We start from the raw sequence: 20,386 nt of genomic DNA, 5'->3' as shown, positions 1-20,386 counted from the left end.
AACGACCGTTGACCGCTCTCCTCCGCCCGCCGATCTGCAGCCCTGTCCGGATCGCCGGCTTGCGACGGGGCTACGATTCGCGTCGCTTCTCGGCGTTGCCACAGGCGGCTGCAAAGGCGCTCGCCAGAACACTTAATGGCCCACTGCTGGCGCTTTGCTGCGCCGCTCTCCTCGCAGCGGGCAGCGCGCTGGCGCTCGAATTGCGGGTGGTTATTTCGCAGGCGGCGGTAAACCCGCAGCCGGTCGCTGGGCGAGCGATGGCCAGCCGATCGACACTGCTCGCCGATTTCAATCTCGCCCTGGCGCGCGAAGTTTGCCGCCGCTTGAAGGCCAGGTGCGATTATTCCTACGCCCAATTTGCCGCGATCATTCCCGGAATCGAAAGCAAGCGTTTCGAACTTGGCTTCGGGAATCACTTGCGCACCGCGGCTCGCGAGGCGCAGGTCGCGTTCAGCCATCCCATCTGGCGTTCCTCCAGCCGCCTGCTGGCGTTTCCAGACACTGCGCTACGCATCGCCCGCCATGCCCGCCAATCCACAGGCGAGCTCACCATCCAGACGCTGCGCGAGGTTCGCGTGGCGTCTGTCCGCGGTTCCCAGCAGCACGCTTATCTGCGCCGCATCGCGAAAACGCAGGCCCTCGAGCTCATCGACCTGGGGACGGTCAGCGAGTGCCTCCTGGCCCTTGACAATCAAGAAGCAGATTTTGCATTCGTGCCAACCCTGCTGGCCTATCTTGCGCTCGACCCCAGCGCAACGTCGACGCCCATCTTCGTTGGCCCCAGCCTAGTCGATGATGAACTGGGCGGCAGCGTGCATATCGTCCTCGCGCGCACGGACGAAAAGCTGCGCCAGCAGCTTAATCTCGCGCTCGATGAGATGCGCCAGGATGGCAGCTACCCTCGCCTCTGGCGGCGGTATTTTCCCTTCGACATGTACTGATGAGCGACTGGCGAACATCGCTGCGTCACTGGACGCAGCGTAGCTGGCCTGCCGGAAAGGCTCTTGCCTTGCTTGGCGCGCTCTTCGGGCTTGCTTTCGTGGCACAGATCGTCTGGCTGGCGAGCGATCAGCGGCAGGTGCTGGCGAGTTCGGCGCGCCTGCTGAACAACACCGTCCCGAGTACGCTGGAACAGTTTCGCCTGGCGCGTAACATCGAACAGCTGCGCCTCGACGGCGAGCGCGTTTTTTCCGGCCGCACGCCCGTCGCCCGCCAACAGGCCTTGTTCATCGTCAGTCTGCTGAGCAGCCACCCGGCCATGCTCGCCGACCGCAGAACAGCGACGCTGGCCAGTGAAGTTGAAAGCTTTCTCGTGCGCGCCGCACGCGAGGGCATGACCGAGCAGCGTTACGCCGAATGGGAAACGCTCTCCAATCGCTTGAGCCTCCTGGCCGACGACTTCTCGATCGAGGGCGCCAACCTGGCCACCGACGATTTGCAGCTGATGTCGGCGACCATGCTGCGCAGCCAGTTCAAGCTGGCGCTGGTGCTGGCACTGGTCGCCGTCTTCGTTGGCGGTTTTCTGTTCCTCATCCATCGTCATCTGATCCGTCCCCTGCAAAAAATGGACGAGGCCTTGTGCGAGTTGCGTTCCGGGCATGCGCTAACGCCCTTTTCAAGCGCCTCGATGACCGAGATCAGGGCCCTCGAGGGCGCCATCGGCCAGTTGCGTGACGTCATGCACGAGAACCAGCAGGCTCGCCAGGAACTGCACGTTCAGGCGACGACCGACAGCCTGACGGGGATGTTCAACCGCCGACACTTCATGGCTCTTGCCGAGGACGAGCTCAAACGTGCCCACCGCTACGCGCGACCGATCTGCGTCGGCATGGCTGACATGGATCACTTCAAAGACATCAACGACCGCCACGGACACGCCGTCGGCGACCGGGTTCTGAAGTCCATCGCCGAGTTGTTTGGCCACACCCTGCGCCAGTCGGACTGGGTGTGTCGCTACGGCGGCGAGGAGTTCGCCTTCCTGTTTACGGAAACAACGCTCGAGGAAGCACATCGCCTTGCCGAGCGGCTGTGTCAGCGTACGGCGGACAACTGCATCGACCTGGGCGAAGACAACAGCCTGCCGGTGACTCTGAGTCTGGGTTTGGCAGACGCTTCGGGCGGCTCGCTCGAGGCGGCTCTCAAGCGCGCCGATGCAGCTCTTTACCAGGCGAAAAAACAAGGGCGCAACCGGGTAGTCATTGCCGGTGAGGCGACGACCACGCCCCCGGAAGCGGCGCACGAGAACGGCGACGACCTTGAGCCGGCAGACGAACGCTGGCTTATCTGAGCCGAGTGCGGCACCAGGCGACGCTGTGCCTGGATCGGCCCGCCCGGTCGCCAGACGCCCGGGCCTTGGCAGCGAAAAAAAAAACCCAAAAGTGGTCGTCGAGGCTTCGCCTTATCCGCAGGCGTGCACTGCGAGAAGCACCGTCTCACCCGGCACGCAAGACCACCTCGACCAGGTGTTCGCGATGATCGTCCACCAGATGAATGCCCTGCTCGCCTCGTTCTTCGCCATCAACCGTGACGGTCATCGGAACCTGCGCACCCTGCTCGCCAATACCTTCCTGCGTAACGGCAATGTGATAAACCGTCTCCCGGTAACGGTAGTGAATCCTGAATGCCGGCCAGTTCGCCGGCACGCACGGAGCGAGAGTCAGCCGGTCCCCCTCCAGCCTGACGCCGAGAAGGGTTTCGACGATCAGCCGATACATCCAGCCGGCCGAGCCGGAGTACCAGGTCCATCCACCGCGCCCGGTGTGCGGCGCGAGCGCATAGACGTCGGCTGCCATGACGTAGGGTTCAACCTTGTAGGTGGCGACACCTTGCGCCGTAGTGGCATGATTCACCGGGTTGATCATGGCCGTGAGTTCCCATGCGCGCCGCGCGTCGCCCAGGGCGGCGAAGGCCATGGCTGCCCAGATCGCGCCGTGCGTGTATTGCCCGCCATTCTCCCGCACGCCCGGTACGTAGCCGCGAATGTAGCCGGGGTCGAGATTCGACTTGTCGAAGGGCGGATCGAGAAGCTGGATGAGCGCGTGCTCGCGGCGCACGAGCCGCAGGTCCACCGCCTGCATGGCCATGCGCGCGCGTAGCGCGTCGCCCGCCCCGGAGAGCACCGACCAACTCTGCGAGATTGAATCCAGCTGGCATTCGGCGTTGCTTGCCGAGCCGAGCGGTGTACCGTCGTCGAAGTAGCCGCGACGGTACCACGCGCCGTCCCAGCCATGACGTTCGAGATTCTGGCGCAGCCGCGCGCCCTCGGCCGTGCAACGCTCGGCGAAGACCGCGTCGCCGCGCGCACGCGCCAGGGCGGTGAAATGTCCGAGCACTTCACAAAGGAAGAAGCCGAGCCAGACACTCTCGCCCTGGCCGCCGATGCCGACCAGGTTCATGCCGTCGTTCCAGTCGCCCGAGCCGATCAGCGGCAGGCCGTGATTGCCGAAGCGCAGACCGTGCCGGATGGCGCGCACGCAGTGCTCGTAGAGGCTGGCCGCCTCGGCGGAGCGCCCGGGCAGGTCGTAGTAGGAATCGTCGCCGGCGTTTACCGGACGGCCTTCAAGGAAATGCACCTCTTCATCGAGCACCCCGGTGTCCGCGCTGCTGCTCACGTAGCGGCACACTGCCAGCGGCAGCCACAGGTAGTCATCCGAACAATGCGTGCGCACGCCACGGCCCGACGGTGGATGCCACCAGTGCTGGACATCTCCCTCCTGAAACTGCCGGCTGGCGCAGAGCAGCAGATGTTCGCGCACCAGCTCGGGCGCGCAGTGGATCAGCGCCATAACATCCTGCAACTGGTCGCGGAAGCCGAAGGCGCCGCCGGATTGGTAGTATCCGCTGCGCCCCCAGAGACGGCAGGCCAGTGTCTGGTACACCAGCCAGCCGTTGGTCAGGACATTCACCGACGCGTCGGGTGTTTCCACCTGCACCGCGCCGAGCGTGTGCTTCCAGTACTGCCACACCGCTTCGAGTGCGCCGCGCGCGGCCAATGGGCCGCGAAAGCGCTGCACAAGCTCGCCGGCGTCATCGGCGTTGCGCCCGACGCCGAGCCGGAAGACGATTTCACGCGCCTCCCCGTCGGCCAGTTCGAAGCCGACCTGGATCGCGCCGCATGGATCCAGACCCGCGCCCACCCTGCCGGACAGGTGCGCGCGGCGCATGGCAGCCGGATCGCCGAGCGTGCCGTTGCCCCCGAGGAATTCCGTACGGTCGCCGCTCAGGCTGCGCTGCGTGTCATCGACGTCGAAGAAAGCAAGCCGATCGGCGAATTCCGCGCTATAGGGATTTCTGGCGAACAGGGCGCCGCTGCGCCGATCGATCTCGGTGGCGACATGCATGGCCGTTTTCGCGGGCACATCCCCCAACACCCACTCGATATAGGCGGTCGCGGACAGTTTGCGCGGCCGCCCCGATTCGTTGCGCACTTTGAGCACCGAGAACTTGACCGCGGCGTCGATGGCCACGTAGATCCATAGTTCGGAGCGAATGCCGCCGGAGCAATGTTCAAAGACGCTGTAGCCGAATCCGTGCCGGCTCACATAGGGCGCCGCGGCACGCACGGGTAAGGGCGTCGGCGACCAGAAGTGGCCGCTCTCTTCGTCGCGCAGGTAGAGGGCTTCACCGCTGGCGTCGCAGACCGGGTCGTTGTGCCACGGAGTGAGACGGAATTCGTGCGCGTTCTCGCTCCAGGTGTAGCCGACGCCGCTCTCCGAGACAACCGTCCCGAAGCCCGGATTCGCCAGAACGTTGACCCACGGTGCCGGCGTCACCTGGCCGGGCGCCAGGGTGATGACATATTCGCGCCCGTCCGGGGTGAATCCTCCCAGCCCGTTGAACAGGATCAGATCGCTGCGCGCCGTCTCACTGGCGCCAGTCGTGTCGGGCCGATCCTCACTGCGCTGGGCGCGCGTCACCACAAGCCGGGGTACGCGCGGCTCTGCGAGCCGACGATAGTCGAGTTGTTCGGCCAGCGTTCCCCGGCCGTCGGCGATGACGGCACGCGCGACCGACTGCAGCAGAACGCGGTCTTCGCTGCTTAGGTGCTCCGCAGACCTCACGAAGATGCCGCCCGGCCGGTCCATCACGCTCGCTTCGACGCCCGAGGCGATGAATGCCAGGATCTGTTCCTGCAAGCGCTGGCGATAACCGGCGTGATCCTCGTTCCAAATCACCAGGTCCACCGCCAGTCCCTTCAGGCGCCAGTACGCGTGCGCCTGTACCAACTGGCGCACGAGATCGATATTGGCAGCATCCCCGATCTGCAGCAGCACGATCGGCAGATCACCGGAGATGCCGTAACCCCACAGCCCCGACTGCCCGCGGCGATTCGTGCTCAGCACAGCCGCGTCCGCGCGCAGCGAAGGGTTGGCGTAGATGACGGAGCTGGCCAGACGCGCGTAGAGCTGCGCATCGGCCTCACTGGCGTTGAGCTGGCGAAGCACCACCTGGCTGTGCGTCCAGGTCAGATCGAAGACGCGGTCCGAGAGGTGCCGGTCCTGGTATTTCTCGACCAGGCTCAAGGCCATGTCGCGGGAGCTGCCGATGCCAGAAACGATGTCGATGGTGGCCGTTTGCTCGGGATCAAGCGCCAGCGAACAGCGGATGGCGACGATCGGATCGAGCACCGAACCCTCGCTGCCGGAAAGCGCCGCGGGGTCGCTCATCACCAGGGGCGCAGCAGAACTTCTGCCACGGCCGATAAAGCGCAGGCGATCGGTCTCGTAGGACACCTCGCCGATATCGGCCCCGTGCGCGGTCATCAGGTGGAACATCCAGGGCGCCTGCTCGCCGCGCGAGCGGGGCCGACGGGTGCACAGGATCGCGCAGCAGTCGCGCAGAATCTCGGTCTGCACGAACAGATTGCTGAAGGCCGGATGCAGGACGTCGGCGGCCGGCGGCGCGATCACCACTTCGGCATAGCTCGTGACGTCGATTACCCGGCGTTGTCGCGATCGGTTGGTGATGCGCACCCTGCGCAACTCGATGTCATCCTCCGGCGAGACGATGATCTCGGTGTGCGTTTCAAATTCGCCGTCTTCAGCACCAGCAGCAACGGCAGCAACGGAATCGCGGCGGCGAAACTCGGCTCGCCCCTCGGAAAAGATCGCTTCATAGTGCTGCGGGCGCTTGGCCGTCGGCTGATAGGCGGTCGACCAGAAGGCAGCGCTCTGGGCATCGCGAACGTAGCAGACAGTGCCCCAGTGATCGCCGCTGGGATCTTCGCGCCAGCGCGTGACGGCGAGATCCTTCCAGCGGCTGTAGCCGCCGCCTGCTTGGCTGACCATTACGTGATAGCGGCCGTTCGACAACAACTGCACCTCCGGGATCGGATTGTCGGGGCTGCTGAACACCCGGATCGGCGTTTCCGCCGCAAGCGACGGCGAGCGGATCGCCGAGAGTTGGGCGGTGTGCGTAAACAGGGCCGTCGTCCTGGGAATGCGCTCCTGAAGCAGCAGCATGACCGCCTGGAACAGCGGCTCTGCTTCGAACCGCCGCTGCATCGGACGCTCCAGCACTAGATAGGCCAGCGCGAGAAGACTCATGCCCTGGTGATGGGCCATAAAGGAACGCACCACCACGTGCGATTGCCCGCGGCGCTGCCGTGAAGGCGTGTAGTCGATCGCTTCGAAGAAACCGAACCTGCCCATGAAGCCCTCGGCGGCGAGCCGCTGCAGATTCAGGCAGGCCTGCTCGGGCGCCACCATCAGCGCCAGGGCCGAGGCATAGGGGGCAATAACCAGATCGTCTGCCAGTCCGCGTTTGAGTCCCAGGCCGGGTACCCCGAAGGCACGGTACTGGTAGTTGAGATGCACGTCGACCGTGTTGTAGCCCGATTCCGACAGTCCCCAGGGTACGCCGCGCAGCTGCCCATACTCGATCTGCCTGGCGACCGCCCCTTTGCAGGTCTGGTCGAGCAGCGTGTTGTCGTAGGTCGGCATCACCAGCAGCGGCATCAGGTACTCGAACATCGAACCGCTCCAAGACAGCAGAACCGGTTCTCCGTCGCTGCCGGTGAGCAGGCGCCCCAGGGCGAACCAGCTCTCCTGTGGCAGTTGACCCTGCGCAATCGCCACGAAGTTGCACAAGCGCGCTTCCGAGGCCAGCAGGTCGTAGTAGCCCGAGTCAACACGCCGCTCGGCGACGTTGTAGCCAATGCTCAACAGATGGCGTGACTTGTCGTAAAGGAAGTCATATTCCATGCGCGCGAATTGCAGGCATTGCAGTGCCAGTTGCTCGATCACTGCCATCCTGTCGCCGGCCCGGCCATTACCTGCCATGGCCAGTTCGCGCAGCGTCGGTATTGCAGCGCCAGCGGCAAGCCCCTCTTGCGCACCCGGTAGCGACGGCAGAACTTGCCGCGGAGCAAGGAAGCAAAGCTCGTCCAGGGCCTCGCGGCATTGACGCGCAAGCGCCGGCGCCCAGCCCTCGTCGCGAGCTTTTTCTTCCTGCTCGGGCGCCGTGATCTCCCCGCCATGCGGACGTCCCGCGACCAGGGCGGCAAGTTCGGCGGCGCTGCTCGCCAGACGCGCGAGGCATGCGCGCGCCGCCGTGAGGCTCTCGGGACGGGCAGCCGACGCCGATTCCAGTTCCTTCCGAAATGCCGTCGCCTGCGCCGCAGCCACTTCGTCCGCCTCGCCAAGAAGAATCCTGAGCGTGTCGCCCAGGCCTTCGAACAGCTGCACCGGTAGTATCCTGTCGTCGGCAAGGGCCAGCAGACCCGCGCGCAGGGTCAGCAGATGGCCGGCAAGGTTGCCGCTGTCCACCGTCGAGATATACCGTGGCAGCAGCGGTTGCAGCGTTTGCGTGTCGTACCAGTTGTAGAAGTGCCCGCGGTGTCGTTCCAGAGCGTCCATCGTATTCAGCGTATTCGCCGCACGCTCGAGGACTTTTCCGGCCACCAGGTAGCCGAAGTCGTAGGCCGACAGATTGGCCAGCAGCGCCAGCCCGATGTTGGTCGGCGATGTGCGATGCGCCACCGCGGCAACGCGATACTCCTGGACATTGTCCGGCGGCAGCCAGTGCTCGTCCGGGCCGACGAAGCGATCGAAGAACGCCCAGGTGCGGCGCGACAGCGCACGTAGAAAGAGCGTTTGCTCGCCGCTCAGGCTGGCCTTGCGAGGCGCCAGCGGGCGGCTGATCCACCAGGCAATGAGCGGCGAGGCGAACCACAGGAGCAGGATCGGCCCGGCCACCGCCAGCACCGCCGGGCTCGATGCCGCCAGGTACATCGTCGTCACCGCGGCCATCGCCGGGGCAAACCACATCGTCCGAAAACAGGCTGCAAGCGTGCCACGGTCGCGCTCGCCCGCCTCGCGATCCGCTTCCCCCGACGGATTCCATTCGAGCAATCGCGAGCGTGTCACCAGCATCCGCCAGGCCGTGCGCGTAATCGCCTGCAGGCTGAAGAATGCCTCGTACGGAAGGCAGGCGAGTTCGAACAGGAGCTGCATGAAGTGCCGGTAAGCCGAGCGCGTGATGCTTGCCAGGTGCTGCCTCAGGAGCGCCTCCTCGGGCTTGCGGAAGACGTCGAGGAGAGTGGCGCAGAGGGGCGGAAGCAGCATGATGGCGATCGCTGCCAGGGTCCACAACCAGGCCGGCGCAAGCAGCGTCCATCCCGAAAGCAGGAGCAGCGTCAGCGCCGCGGGGACGAGACTGCGCCGCAGGTTGTCGAAGAGCTTCCACTGCGACAGCATCGAGAGCGGGTTTTTCTGCCGCCTGTTGTCCGCCCCGACAGTCGCGCCCGGAACGCGCCTGCGCAGCCACCCCGCCAGCTGCCAATCGCCGCGGATCCAGCGGTAGCGCCGGCTCACGTCAGCGCTATAGCGGATCGGGTAATCCTCGTACAGGTGCACATCGCTGAGCAGTCCCGCGCGTGCGTAACACCCTTCCAGAAGATCGTGGCTAAGGACGCGATTCTCGGGGAAGCGCCCGCCAAGCGCTTGCTCAAAGGCATCGACGTCGTAGATTCCCTTGCCGATGAACGAGCCTTCGCCGAACACGTCCTGGTAGACATCCGAGACCGCGCGCGTATAGGGGTCGATGCCCGGCTCGCCTCCATACAGGCGCGCATAACGCGAGCGGTTCGTCGCCGGCAGGCCGATCGCCACGCGCGGCTGCAGGATACCGTAGCCCGCGGTGACTCGCCGCTTCGCTGCATCGTAGGCAGGGCGATTCAGCGGGTGTGCCATGGTGCCGACGAATTGCCGCGCCGCATCGCGCGGCAGTTGCGTATCGGTGTCCAGCGTCAGCACGTATTTGACGGACGACAGGAGCGCGCGATCGCCGACGACAAGCGCAAAGCCGTTCCCGGTGCCCCCGCGGAGCAGCGCGTTCAGCTCGGCGAGCTTGCCGCGCTTGCGCTCGTAACCCATCCACAGCCGGTCCTCGGGGTTCCAACGTCGCGGGCGATGGAAGAGGAAGAAGAGGTCACCCCTGATCCTGGTCCCGTCACCGCCGTACTTCGCGTTCAGCTCGCCGATCCTCGTCCCGGCCAGAATGACCAGCGCATCGTCCTCGGGGAGCGACTCCTGCCGGGCATCGCGAAAATCGGTCAGCAGGCCGAAGTGCAGGCGTTCATCGCGATTTGCCAGAAACCTGACTTCCAGCGCCTCGACCAGATCCTCCACGCCGGAAGCGCTGGTAAGCATCGTCGGGACGACGACCAGAGTGCGTGCGTCGGCCGGGATACCTTCGCTGAAATCCATTCTGGGCAGGGGATGCGGCGCCACGAGCAGCGTTGCCAGCCAGTTCACCAGCGCTACGCCCAGTTGACTGGCAGCCAGCAGCGAGACGATGCCGATCGGCACCAGCAGCCAGCCCGGCGCCCCGGCGGCAAACGCCTGCGCCAGCAAGCTTGCCCCGACGATCACCGTGATCAGCGCGATGCCGCCCAGGTACACCAGTGAGGGGAAGCGAGCTGCCGTTTTGCGCAAGGCCTCGGCGCCGGAACGGCGCACCTGCGCCGCGCGCTCGAGTTGTGGCAAACCCTTGTCGATCAGGTAGTAGCCGACGTGCCCGGCGCGATGGCTATCGCCAGCGCCGCCGCCAGCAGCGATCGCGACTGCGCCCATGCGCGCCAGCTCGACCGCCTTGCGGGCGACCTCGCCCTCGGATAGGCAAGCCTTCTTCGCGATCCTCTCGATGGCATGGCGGTATCGATCGCGGGTGGCGAAATCCATCCGCCCATAGGCGCCGCCCGGATCCTCACGCAGGGTGTTCTCGACGACACTCTGGATTTCGACGAAGGTGCGCCAGTCCGTCGCGCCGAGGACCCGGAGACTGCCGATGCTGTTGCTGATCGAGACCTGATCGGCGGCCTGCTGCTGGTTCTCCGCTTGCACGAGGTGCTCGATGGTCAGACCCGATTCCGACAGGCGCTGCTCGATCCAGGTCAGGGGCAGTGCCAGAGTGGGACCCCGTCCCTGCAGGCGCCGCGCGAGTTCGGCGACGAAGCCGCCGACCATCGGAGGATCCGAGGACGCCATCTCGGCGATCACCAGGATCAGGCTCTTGGGATCGCTGACTGCCGTCTCCGCCATCCGCTCGGCCCAGGTAGCGGCCAGGTTTCGCTCGGCCCAACTGGCTGCGATGCGCACGCCGACGCGACGCAGATTCTCGATCACTGCCAGGCGGAGCATGATCGGGATCGCCCACAACTCGCCCAGCCGCATCGGGCTGATGCCCTGGTAGGCCGCCACGAAGCCGCTCAAACTGTCAATATCCACGCGGCCATCGCCATGCGCAATGGTCTCCAGCGCGATGTCGTACACCCGCGGACGCCCGACCGAAGGCCCGTGCGCCAGGCGCGGGAGTTCGCGGCTGTAGCCCTTTGGCAAGTGCCGCTTGGCCGTGCGGATCTGCTCTTCGATGAGATAGAAATTGTCGAGCAGCCATTCCCCGGCCGGCATCATCCGGCGGCTCTCGGTGGCCGCCGTCGTCAGCAGCTGGCACACGTCAACCAGGGTTCTTTCGTTGTCTGCCAGCCGAGCCAGGAGCCGGTCCGGTGCCTGGCCAGCAATCAGCGTGTGCGCGGCCGCGAGCACCTCGCCGTGCAGCGCCATTTGATCGGCGCTGTACAACTCGGAGCGCAACGGGGGGTTCTGCGTCAGGCAAGGTCCGTAGCCCCCCATCACCGAGTAGCCGGGCTTTCAATGGCCGCAAAAAGCTGCTGCGCTTGCTGTCGACGTTCAATTGAAGGGGTCCTATTCTTGATGTGAAAGTCGCGCATGCGACTCACGAAACTCCCTTCTCCCTTGCGGGAGAAGGGCCGGGGGAGCTAGACTTACTGCTGTTACTGCGCACAAACGGTCATGACCGTTAAAACGAAATCGTCAAGCACGGCAGCACGGCGAGGGATGTGTGCCGCCTACTCTCCGAGCAGTTCCGCCACCGGCTCAAGTTGCTCCACATGCTGAGCCACCACTTTCACGATGACCGTCAGCGGGATGCTCAGCAGCATTCCCCAGATGCCCCACAGCCAGGCCCAGAAGAGCAGCGAGACGAATACCGCCGCGGTATTCATCCTGGCGATCCGGCCGGTCATCCAGGTGGTGACGAAGGTGCCGACGAAAGTGGCGACCGCCAACGACGCACCGGCGGGCAGCAGCGCCATCGACAGGGTGCCGAACTGCAGGAAGGCGGCCATGCCGATGGCGGCGGCAGTAAGCGCCGGACCGAAGTAGGGAATGACATGCAGCAGGCCTGCGGCCACGGCCCAGGCGCCGGCGTTCTCGAGACCGATCCAGCGCAGTGCCAGCCAGGTAAGCAGCGCCACCAGCACATTGGTCGCCAGGAGCATGGACATGTAGCGCTGGACCGAGGCGTTGATGTCATCGAGGATGCGAACGGTGATCTTCCTGTTCGCCAGCGTCGGACCCGCGAGTCGCACCAGCTTCCTCTTGTACGTGTCGCCGGACAGCAAGAGAAAGAAAGTCAGGAAGAGCACCATCGCTGCCTGGCCGATCAGTCCCACGGCGCCGACGGAGTTGGCCCACAGGAAGTCGCCGAGTTTGAAGCCGGGCGTGTCGATAATGACGCGCGTTGCCGGCCGTCGGGGGTTTGAATCAATACCTGCCGCCTGGCTGGTCGCCTTCTCGATCTCGCTGGCAGCGGTTTGCACCTTCTGCATGGTACTGGTCTCGCCCTTGCGCACACTGGCGAGGCCGGTCGACAACTTGCTCACCGCCGCCGGTACCTGATCGAGGATGGTCTGAAACTGCCCACGCAAGGAGTAGGCCCCCAGAGTGAGCGCACATACGACCCCCACCATCACCACGCTGCTGCCCAGTGCGCGCGGGACCCTGATCCTTTCCAGCCAGACGACCAGAGGATTCAGGGTGTAGGCGAAAAGGAGTCCGAGCAGCAGGGTGATGACAAAAAGTTGCGCCCATTCCAGTGCGAAGACCACGGCTAGCGTGGCGAGGACGGCCAGCGACAGATTCTGCGTGCCCGACCCGATACGAAGCGTCGGCTGGGACGCGTCGGACGCCGCCGCAACTTCGCTGGGCGGGGACTCGGCATCGCGGTCCGCGGTGGATCGCGCGGCAGGCAAGTGCAAAGGCATCGCTAGGGCCCCGGATTCTGCGGGTGTTTGCCGGCTGAGCGCACGCTAGTCACTCATCGGCCTGGCTGCGCGACTTCTTTCGAGCGCGGCCGGCGCTCCGCGGCCAGCGCCGGATTGCATGCTCCGGCGCTGGCCGCGAATGCTCATCGTGCCAGCGCTCACTTGACCCGCATGTCGTTCTTGACGGAGGTGACGCCGCCGACGCTGCGGGTCAGCGCAACCGCTTTGCTGATCGCCGTCGGCGAACTCACGAAGCCGCTCAGTTGAACCGTGCCCTTGAAGGTCTCGACGTTGATCTCGGCGGACTTCAGGCTGGGCTCGTTGAATATGGCGGCCTTGACCTTGCTGGTGATGACGCTGTCGTCCACATACTCGCCGGTCCCCTCCTGCTTCGCGGTTGACGCGCATCCCACGGCGGAGGCCAGCGTTACCGCCAGGAACAGTGCGGAAAGATACTTGCCAAGTTGCTTCATGATTGATTCTCCTGATTGAGGTTGAACAGAACTTCCAGATTCCGGCGCGCCATCGATACGCCGCGCCTCGACAGCGACCTTCGCCAGGACTTTCGGCCTAGCGAACGCCGCGTGAAACCGCGTGCTACAACAGCAACAGCACGCTTGCGCCGACAACCGCTACCAACAGGTTGTAGAGGTTGAATCCCCCGCCGCCAGCCATCCCGAAAGTATTGAAGAGCCAGCCGCCGCCCGACTCGGCAGCGGGTCGAGTTCTCAACCGCAGCGTAGTCAAAATGACGAACACCGTCTGTGCGGTGGCGCACATCCGGCAGTGGGGGGGAGGCCCGCGTGGCGAGCGACCCGGGGTGGTGTCACGCCCTGAAGTGGACGGCCCGTCCGTCGCGCCGACCAGCGCTGCGTGCGGACTTTGCCCGACGCGCAGGGCGAACCGCACATGCAGGCACCGACACCCGCGCAAGCGCCTATGTCTCCTAGCGCACAGAACTTGACCCCCGTTTGCGATCAGACTCCCTACATCGACACCAGGCATCGCCTGTTTGATGACCAGGAGTCGCAAGACGAACCGAAGCTGGCTCGCCTATCAGAGGTATCAACCACAAGTCAGGAGTTCACGATGAACAAAGATCAAGTCAAGGGCGCAGCAAAAGACCTGGGCGGCAAAATTCAGCAAGAGGTCGGAAAACTGGTCGGCAGCACCGAGCAGCAGGCAAAGGGATTGAAAAACCAGGCTGAAGGCGAACTCCAGGAACATCTCGGCGACCTGAAAGAGAACCTCAAAGACGCCAGGGACGCGGTCAAGGACGCCTTGAAACCGTAGCCGCAATGGGCATCGCTGCCCTTCGCTTGAACGAAGAAGCCGCCATTGCCGGCTTCTTCGTTTCCTGTGCTCATAGGCGCGGCACGCGCTATCAAGGCCAGGCTGCGAGGCGAAATAATTGTTCATGGCAAAGCTATCTGCAGCGTCACTCTGACATTTCGATTCAGGTGACCGCACTCACTCGGGGACGGCAGGATGACTTACTGTGTTGGCGTACTGCTGGACGAGGGCATGATTTTTGCGTCGGATTCTCGAACCAATGCCGGTATCGACAATTTCGCGAAGTTCTGCAAGATGACGGTATTCGAGCGCAAGGGCGAGCGGGCAATAGTCCTCCTGAGTTCTGGCAATCTCGCCGGCACCCAGGCGATCATCAGCGTCCTGACCCAGCGCGGCGAAGATCCGGACAACAAGGCGTCGCTGTGGAAGGCGCGCACCATGTTCGACATGGCCAATCTGGTTTCCGACGCCATGCGCGACATCGAACGGCGTGATGGTCCGTCTCTGGAAGCGAGCGGCATCAGCTTCAACGCGTCGTTCATCCTCGGCGGGCAAATCCGCGGCGAAGGGCAACGCCTGTTCCGCATCCATGCCGAAGGCAACTTCATCGAGGCCGGTGGCGACACACCCTATATTCAGACCGGCGAAACCAAATACGGCAAGCCGCTCATCGACCGCGTCATCGTCGGTTCGACAAACCTTGCGGACGCCGCAAAGTGTATTCTCGTGTCGTTCGACTCGACGATGCGCAGCAGCCTTTCGGTTGGCATGCCGATCGACCTCATCTGCTACGAACGTGACAGCCTCGAAATCCGAATGCGACGCCGTTTTGCCGAAGGCGACACCTACTTCACCTCCTTGCACCAGAGCTGGAGCGAAGGCACTCGCCGTGTGTTTCGAGAACTTCCAGCCCTGGTCTGGTGAGTCATTGCGGTCGCCAGCCAGCATCCCGGAGCACCTGCGCGACTTCCATGTCGTCACCTGCGAGCATGGTGGCAAGCGCATCCCCGCCGCCTACGTCGACCTCTTTCATGGCTGGCAGGCCCGCTTGTCCAGCCATCGCGGCTACGATCGCGGCGCCCTGATCATGGCGCGCGATCTCGCCGCGGCCCTGCAGGCACCCCTGGTGACATCGACGGTGAGCCGCCTGCTGGTCGATCTGAATCGATCGCTGTCCAGTCCACAAGCGTGGTCGGATGCGACGCGGGCGCTATCGCCGACGAGCAAGCAGGCGATCGTATCGCGCCATTACGCGCCCTACCGGCAGCGGCTGATGAACACGGTGGCGGAAGCGGTAGCGGCCGGGCAGCGGGTGATCCATGTTTCGTCGCATAGCTTCACCCCGGTCCTCGACGGCCAGGTCCGCAACGCCGACATCGGCCTGTTATATGACCCGGCACGACCAGGAGAGGTGGCGCTGGCGGCCCGCTGGAAGGCAGCATTGGCCGAACATTCGGCCGAATTGCGCGTGCGCCGGAATTACCCGTACCATGGGAAGAACGACGGACTGACCACTGCCATGCGCCGCTGCTTCGCGCCCAGCGAGTATGTCGGGATCGAGATTGAACTCAACCAGGCGTTGGTGCTCGCCCAGCCGCGCCTGTGGCGGCAATTGCGCCGCGCCGTAGTGACGACGCTGGCGTCGGCACTACGCTGACGACCCACGGCGTGCCTTGCTCTCCATGAACTCACCTACCACCAGGAAGCTCCCATGAAAATTCGCATCGGCTATGACATCGTCTATGCGTGCGCGCAACCGACCCCGATGATCCTGATGCTCGACATCCACTACTCACGGATGAATGACGTCGTGGTGCCTGCCCACCTGATGACCGATCCCGCGCTACCAGTGGTTGCCTATCGCGACGGCTTTGGCAACTGGTGTAGCCGAATCGTCGCCCCGCCCGGCGAGATCCGCATCTTTGCCGACGGTGTCGTACGCGATTCGGGCCAGGTGGACGATATCGCTGCGCAGGCGCAACAGATCGCCCTCCAGGACCTGCCGGAAGAGACGCTGGTCTTTCTGCTCGGCAGCCGCTATTGCGAAACCGATCGACTGTCCGCCGAGGCATGGCGTCTGTTCGAGCACACGCCGCCCGGCTGGGCGCGGGTGCAGGCGATCTGTGATTTTGTGCACCAGCACATCCAGTTCGGCTACCAGTTCGCCCGTTCGACCAAGACGGCCTGGGATGCCTACAACGAGCGCGCCGGCGTGTGCCGCGACTATGCTCATCTGGCGATCACCTTCTGCCGCTGCATGAACATACCGGCCCGCTACTGTACCGGCTATCTGGGCGACATCGGGATCACGCCGGTGCCCGGTCCGATGGACTTCTCCGGCTGGTTCGACGTCTACCTCGGCGGCCGCTGGTACACCTTCGACGCCCGCAACAACGTTCCTCGCATCGGACGCATCCTGATGGCGCGCGGCCGCGATGCCGCCGATGTGGCGATGGTCACCAGCTTCGGACCGAGCGTCCTCAAGAGCTTTCTCGTGCGCACCGACGAAGTGTCCACGGCCTAGTGCACGCGCGGCGCTGCCATGCCTGGCGTATCGTTGACCTGCTCCGTCCGCCGGCAAGGGCGGCGAGGGGCAGCACAGCATTCGCGACATTCGCAAGGGGAACGCTGCGATGACTGGACCACTGTGGTTCCTGCTGGTGGGCGGCCTGTTGCTGGTCATGGGTCTGACCCCGTCGTTCATCAAGCGTCTGCCGGTCACCTCGGCGATCATCTACCTGTCCATCGGCCTGCTCGTCGGGCCGACGCTGCTCAACGCCTTTCACTTCAACCCGCTCAAGGAATCGGCACTGCTGGAAGTGCTGACCGAAGTGGCGGTGCTGATTTCCCTCTTCACCGCCGGGGTCAAGATGCCTGCCCCGATGCAACTCGACCGCTGGCGCACACCGCTCCTTCTGGCATCGACATCGATGGTCCTGACCGTGGCCATGGTTGCCGCCTTCGCCCACTACGTGCTCGGGCTGTCCATCGGCGCAGCGGTGCTTCTCGGCGCCATCGTGGCGCCAACGGACCCGGTCCTCGCCACCGACGTTCAAATCCGCCATCCCGGCGACCGCGACCGCCTGCGCTTCAATCTCACCTGCGAAGCCGGCATGAATGACGGTAGCGCCTTCCCGTTCGTAATGCTCGGCCTGGGTTTGCTCGGCTTGCACGACCTCGGCGATTTCGGCCTGCGCTGGGTGCTCGTCGATGTGTTGTGGGCGACCGTTGCCGGGATCGCCATCGGCGTCGTCCTCGGTTCCGCTCTCGGTCGGCTCGGCTGGACTCTGCGCAGCAGACGCTTTGACCACGAGCTGATGGACGATTTCCTCGGCCTGGGACTGATCGGCGTCGTCTACGGCCTCAGCGAACTGGTCAATGCATGGGGCTTTCTCGCGGTGTTCTTTGCCGCCGTGTCGCTTCGACAGACCGAAGTCAGGCTGATCAGTGCCAGGGCCGCCAACGTGGAAAAAGGGCTTGCCGGGCACGACCCGGTCGCCACGTCAGGTGGCGGCGATCCCGTGCCAACCGTCAGCGAAGGCTCGCTGATCTTCAAGGAACATCTTGAGAGGCTCTCGGAACTGCTCTTGATCCTGCTCGTCGGCGGCTCGCTGTTTCTCGATTCGTGGAGTTGGCGAGCGGTGAGCCTCGCGCTGTTCCTGTTCCTCGTCGCTCGCCCGCTCAGCGTTGCCATCGGGCTGCTCGGTTCGCACGCGCCGGCGCGCGTTCGCGGCATGGTCGGCTGGTTCGGGGTACGTGGCATCGGCTCGCTCTACTATCTGATGTACGCCATTGAACACGGCTTGCCGGAAGAGATGGCGTTGGAACTCATCCACATGACCCTGATCGTGGTTACGATGTCCATCCTTGTCCACGGTGCCAGCGTAAAGCCCCTGATGAACCGCTTCTGGCGAGCTGGCTGAGGGATGCGATTGCTGTGATCGCCCCTGGCAGCGAAGACGGAATGAAAAGCCTGGCGCTGTGTGGCGCTGTGTGCGCCGCGCCCGAATCGCCTGAATACTGGAAGGTGGCCCTTAATCACCTGCTCACATCGTTGGTGCGTCGTGCGCGCACCGCGCCGGCTACCATGCCGGGCGCAAGCGGAGGCGCCGGACCTGGACTACCGGTCCGGCTAGCTGCTAACAGTGGCGCGCCGCCCAGTGGCCGCGTGCGCTGATGCGAGAAGGCTTTTCATTCGTCGCTCCTGCGGTTCAGTTTATAGCTGCGACTTGAAGTACTTGAAGGAATGAACGAAGGCGTCGCGAATCTTTTCCATTTCTGCAACCATGGTGTCCCAGGAGTCTTCGCCGGCAACTCTCAGCTCTTCGAGCTTGGCGAGAGCGCGTTGGGACTGTTGGCGTAGCTTGCCCATTTCCTCCTCGTACTTCTCGCGTGCATCGGCCTTCGCTACTTTGGCTTTGGCGTCCAACTCGTTCATCTTTGTATTCGTTTTATCGAGTTGAAGTTTCATTTTTTCGATGTAGTCATCTCTCTTTGACATGGCAATGGCTCCTGTGATGGAAAAACGTGAAAGGATTTCGTGTTCAGTATTCGGGCAAACCGTGAATTGCCCCGATGCGCGCCTGCTGGTGCACTTGAGCACCCTGTTCAGCTTAATCGGAAGGAAAGAAGGACTCGGTACGCTGGCGCACATATGCGAGCGAGGCCTTGGCTGTCGTCCACATGCCCGCCGCTCCCCTCCTACTTGGCGGTGGACGCGCAAGCCGCGGCGGACACCCGCATGACCGCCAGCAAGAATGCGGCAAGATGCTTGCCAAGTCCGTTCATGATTGATTGTCCAGATCGAGGTTGAACAGAGCATCCCGAACGCCGCGCAAGGCAGCGTGGTACACCAGCAGCAGCGTGCTCGCGCCGACGACGGCCACAAGCAGGCCGGGAAGCTTGAATGCCCCGGCGCCGGCCATCCCGAAAGTATTGAAGAGCCAGCCGCCGACGAGCGCGCCGACAACCCCGAGAACGATGTCCATGACGGCGCCCTGCCCGCTTCCGCCAACGATTCGGGCGGCGATGAGCCCGGTGATGAGTCCCAGTACGGCCCATAGTAGTAAAGACATGATTGCCTCCTGTATCTGCAGCTGTCGGGCCTCACGATTTCCAGAATCCAGCGACGGGGCCCAACAATCGCTGAAGCATCACCACACCCGTTCGCACGCCTGTCAGCCGCACGCCGCAATGAAATTCCCCCGCAGGACTTGACACGCGACGCTGGCGAAATGAAGCCGGTGCAGGGTCCAGAGTCGGTCGCGATATGAGTCCGGTGAAGAAAGCGCCTGCCTCGGCGACCTGACGTAATGGGCAATGCCGCCCGGCGCATGGCCTTGATCGGATCAGGCGAGCTGTTATGGTCGCTAGTCCTTGTTACGCTCTTCAAAGCGCTTGATCTGCGCCTCGGCCTCGTCCTTGCTAGTGCCGTAGGTCTCCTGAATCCTGTCCACGAGTTCGACGCGCTTGCCGGCAATCAAATCGAGCTGCTCTTCGGTGAGGCAGCGCCACTGCGCTTTTATCTTGCTCTTGTACTGTTTCCAGTTCCCTTCGACGACCTTCCAGTCCATATCAAGCCCCTAGTGTTCATTACCCGAACGGCGAAATGGCCGACCGGCCATCATCATCCTGCGTCGCAGCAGGTGCTTCGCCACCAAGGCCGCGTACACGGCGACCAGCGGGGAACAACCCACACAGGTGGACGGATTTCCTGGCCACGCCAGCTGAGACGGTAAGTCTGGGCGCATGACCCGGCGCAGTCTGTACAGTGGCGTACCAGGCTAGCTTGCAGCGACCGTACCGCCGCTATTACTCGTGCTCCCAACGGAAATCGACCGTATTGAGCGCCGTTGCGTCAACGGCAACGGAGCGCTCGATCGCCTTGCCGGCGTAAGTGGCGACCACCCGATACTTGCCCACCGGCAATTTCGCCAGGAACCACGGCCCATCGGCGATCGCCTCGAGAAGCGTCTTGCCGTTCCCGTCAGCGATGGCAACCCGCACGTTGCTCAGAAATGCCCCGGACGCCATGGCGAAAACCAGCTTCAGATTGAACTCACTGACCTGTTCCCTGAGCCGCTGCAGCGACTCATCGCCCACACCGCCCGACACATAGGACAAACCACCAGCCTCGTGGACAATGGGTCCATCGCCAGCTCTGGCACCGGTCGCGAATGATCCAAAGGTGATCGCAGCGATCACCAGGCCGGGGAGGAGAAATTTTTTGTTCATGTCGAAACTCCGATTGATGGGCCGAAGCCCTGCTGTGCATGTCAGGAGGAAGTTGCGCCGCGTCGTGCTTGCAGTGCGCATGGCAAAATCCGATCGAGTGCCATGTTGTGGCGACGAAGCCCCCGTCGTCTGTTCGTTAGCACACAGAAAACCGACGGAGACAATTGCGGCGGGGCGAGCGTCCTGTGCTTCGGCCAACGCCGCGGTGACGGTCGGCAGATGCGTTTCCCGGCCGTCGCCGGACATCCTTCCATTGTGCCGGCTCCGATCGAGGCCATCACCGGCCAGCCGGGG

General features: G+C 64.0%; 15 protein-coding genes. 7 read left to right on the top strand and 8 right to left on the bottom strand.

Annotation, left to right across the window (positions count from 1 at the left end):
- Positions 1 to 8 precede the first annotated feature (8 nt).
- A complete protein-coding gene (locus E4Q23_RS04780) occupies positions 9 to 941 on the top strand; it encodes a substrate-binding periplasmic protein (RefSeq protein ID WP_169065577.1) in 933 nt (310 codons plus the stop codon).
- On the top strand, positions 941 to 2,287 hold the full coding sequence (locus E4Q23_RS04775) for a GGDEF domain-containing protein (RefSeq protein WP_169065576.1): 1,347 nt from the start codon (positions 941 to 943) through the stop codon (positions 2,285 to 2,287). The genes E4Q23_RS04780 and E4Q23_RS04775 overlap by 1 nt, the downstream gene beginning before the upstream one ends.
- Before the next feature lie 145 nt (positions 2,288 to 2,432).
- Here E4Q23_RS04775 and E4Q23_RS04770 read toward each other — a convergent pair whose 3' ends face one another.
- From E4Q23_RS04770 to E4Q23_RS04755, 4 genes are all read right to left on the bottom strand, one after another.
- Positions 2,433 to 11,132, bottom strand: a complete 8,700-nt coding sequence (locus tag E4Q23_RS04770; RefSeq protein ID WP_169065575.1) for a GH36-type glycosyl hydrolase domain-containing protein — start codon at positions 11,130 to 11,132, stop codon at positions 2,433 to 2,435.
- 236 nt (positions 11,133 to 11,368) lie between these two features.
- Entirely contained in the window at positions 11,369 to 12,565 is a 1,197-nt protein-coding gene (locus E4Q23_RS04765) for an AI-2E family transporter (protein WP_169065574.1), read from the bottom strand.
- A gap of 158 nt (positions 12,566 to 12,723) precedes the next feature.
- Positions 12,724 to 13,038: a BON domain-containing protein gene (locus E4Q23_RS04760; RefSeq protein WP_169065573.1), complete on the bottom strand. Its 315-nt coding sequence runs from the start codon at positions 13,036 to 13,038 to the stop codon at positions 12,724 to 12,726.
- Positions 13,039 to 13,162: 124 nt separating this feature from the next.
- The gene (locus E4Q23_RS04755) at positions 13,163 to 13,297 is read right to left on the bottom strand and encodes a GlsB/YeaQ/YmgE family stress response membrane protein (RefSeq protein WP_169065572.1); all 135 of its coding nucleotides are present in this window, start codon (positions 13,295 to 13,297) and stop codon (positions 13,163 to 13,165) included.
- Between the two features lie 177 nt (positions 13,298 to 13,474).
- On the opposite strand from E4Q23_RS04755, the gene E4Q23_RS25100 reads away from it, so the two are divergent.
- The 5 genes from E4Q23_RS25100 to E4Q23_RS04730 all read left to right on the top strand — a co-directional run bounded on the left by E4Q23_RS25100 (position 13,475) and on the right by E4Q23_RS04730 (position 17,781).
- Positions 13,475 to 13,858: a CsbD family protein gene (locus E4Q23_RS25100; RefSeq protein WP_423753307.1), complete on the top strand. Its 384-nt coding sequence runs from the start codon at positions 13,475 to 13,477 to the stop codon at positions 13,856 to 13,858.
- Positions 13,859 to 14,053: 195 nt separating this feature from the next.
- Positions 14,054 to 14,782 (top strand): peptidase, encoded by a 729-nt coding sequence (locus E4Q23_RS04745; protein WP_169065571.1) that lies wholly within the window; start codon positions 14,054 to 14,056, stop codon positions 14,780 to 14,782.
- Positions 14,748 to 15,515, top strand: a complete 768-nt coding sequence (locus E4Q23_RS04740) for an N-formylglutamate amidohydrolase (protein ID WP_291996063.1) — start codon at positions 14,748 to 14,750, stop codon at positions 15,513 to 15,515. Before E4Q23_RS04745 ends, E4Q23_RS04740 begins: the two co-directional genes overlap by 35 nt.
- Before the next feature lie 54 nt (positions 15,516 to 15,569).
- Positions 15,570 to 16,382 carry a transglutaminase-like domain-containing protein gene (locus tag E4Q23_RS04735; RefSeq protein WP_169065570.1) on the top strand — a complete coding sequence of 271 codons (813 nt, stop codon included), beginning with the start codon at positions 15,570 to 15,572 and terminating at the stop codon, positions 16,380 to 16,382.
- Positions 16,383 to 16,491: 109 nt separating this feature from the next.
- Positions 16,492 to 17,781, top strand: a complete 1,290-nt coding sequence (locus E4Q23_RS04730) for a cation:proton antiporter (protein ID WP_169065569.1) — start codon at positions 16,492 to 16,494, stop codon at positions 17,779 to 17,781.
- Between the two features lie 293 nt (positions 17,782 to 18,074).
- Here E4Q23_RS04730 and E4Q23_RS04725 read toward each other — a convergent pair whose 3' ends face one another.
- From E4Q23_RS04725 to E4Q23_RS04710, 4 genes are all read right to left on the bottom strand, one after another.
- Positions 18,075 to 18,359: a hypothetical protein gene (locus E4Q23_RS04725; protein WP_169065568.1), complete on the bottom strand. Its 285-nt coding sequence runs from the start codon at positions 18,357 to 18,359 to the stop codon at positions 18,075 to 18,077.
- A 283-nt stretch (positions 18,360 to 18,642) separates the two neighbouring features.
- Entirely contained in the window at positions 18,643 to 18,933 is a 291-nt protein-coding gene (locus tag E4Q23_RS04720; RefSeq protein ID WP_169065567.1) for a GlsB/YeaQ/YmgE family stress response membrane protein, read from the bottom strand.
- Between the two features lie 294 nt (positions 18,934 to 19,227).
- Positions 19,228 to 19,431, bottom strand: a complete 204-nt coding sequence (locus tag E4Q23_RS04715; protein WP_169065566.1) for a general stress protein CsbD — start codon at positions 19,429 to 19,431, stop codon at positions 19,228 to 19,230.
- A 238-nt stretch (positions 19,432 to 19,669) separates the two neighbouring features.
- A complete protein-coding gene (locus E4Q23_RS04710; protein ID WP_169065565.1) occupies positions 19,670 to 20,338 on the bottom strand; it encodes a carboxypeptidase-like regulatory domain-containing protein in 669 nt (222 codons plus the stop codon).
- Between the last annotated feature and the right edge of the window lie 48 nt (positions 20,339 to 20,386).

This window comes from Candidatus Accumulibacter phosphatis, assembly GCF_012939955.1.
Lineage (GTDB): Bacteria > Pseudomonadota > Gammaproteobacteria > Burkholderiales > Rhodocyclaceae > Accumulibacter > Accumulibacter delftensis.
The sequence above is the reverse complement of the archived record's forward strand: the minus strand, read 5'-3'. Positions and strand labels throughout refer to the sequence as shown.

What these genes read in the sequence shown, in the direction of transcription:
- E4Q23_RS04710 (WP_169065565.1), bottom strand. Translation starts at nt 20,338, where the DNA reads ATGTCCGGCGACGGCCGGGAAACGCATCTGCCGACCGTCACCGCGGCG.
- E4Q23_RS25100 (WP_423753307.1), top strand. Translation starts at nt 13,475, where the DNA reads ATGCAGGCACCGACACCCGCGCAAGCGCCTATGTCTCCTAGCGCACAG.
- E4Q23_RS04760 (WP_169065573.1), bottom strand. Translation starts at nt 13,038, where the DNA reads ATGAAGCAACTTGGCAAGTATCTTTCCGCACTGTTCCTGGCGGTAACG.
- E4Q23_RS04715 (WP_169065566.1), bottom strand. Translation starts at nt 19,431, where the DNA reads ATGGACTGGAAGGTCGTCGAAGGGAACTGGAAACAGTACAAGAGCAAG.
- E4Q23_RS04775 (WP_169065576.1), top strand. Translation starts at nt 941, where the DNA reads ATGAGCGACTGGCGAACATCGCTGCGTCACTGGACGCAGCGTAGCTGG.
- E4Q23_RS04725 (WP_169065568.1), bottom strand. Translation starts at nt 18,359, where the DNA reads ATGTCAAAGAGAGATGACTACATCGAAAAAATGAAACTTCAACTCGAT.
- E4Q23_RS04720 (WP_169065567.1), bottom strand. Translation starts at nt 18,933, where the DNA reads ATGTCTTTACTACTATGGGCCGTACTGGGACTCATCACCGGGCTCATC.
- E4Q23_RS04730 (WP_169065569.1), top strand. Translation starts at nt 16,492, where the DNA reads ATGACTGGACCACTGTGGTTCCTGCTGGTGGGCGGCCTGTTGCTGGTC.
- E4Q23_RS04735 (WP_169065570.1), top strand. Translation starts at nt 15,570, where the DNA reads ATGAAAATTCGCATCGGCTATGACATCGTCTATGCGTGCGCGCAACCG.
- E4Q23_RS04765 (WP_169065574.1), bottom strand. Translation starts at nt 12,565, where the DNA reads ATGCCTTTGCACTTGCCTGCCGCGCGATCCACCGCGGACCGCGATGCC.
- E4Q23_RS04745 (WP_169065571.1), top strand. Translation starts at nt 14,054, where the DNA reads ATGACTTACTGTGTTGGCGTACTGCTGGACGAGGGCATGATTTTTGCG.
- E4Q23_RS04770 (WP_169065575.1), bottom strand. Translation starts at nt 11,132, where the DNA reads ATGGGGGGCTACGGACCTTGCCTGACGCAGAACCCCCCGTTGCGCTCC.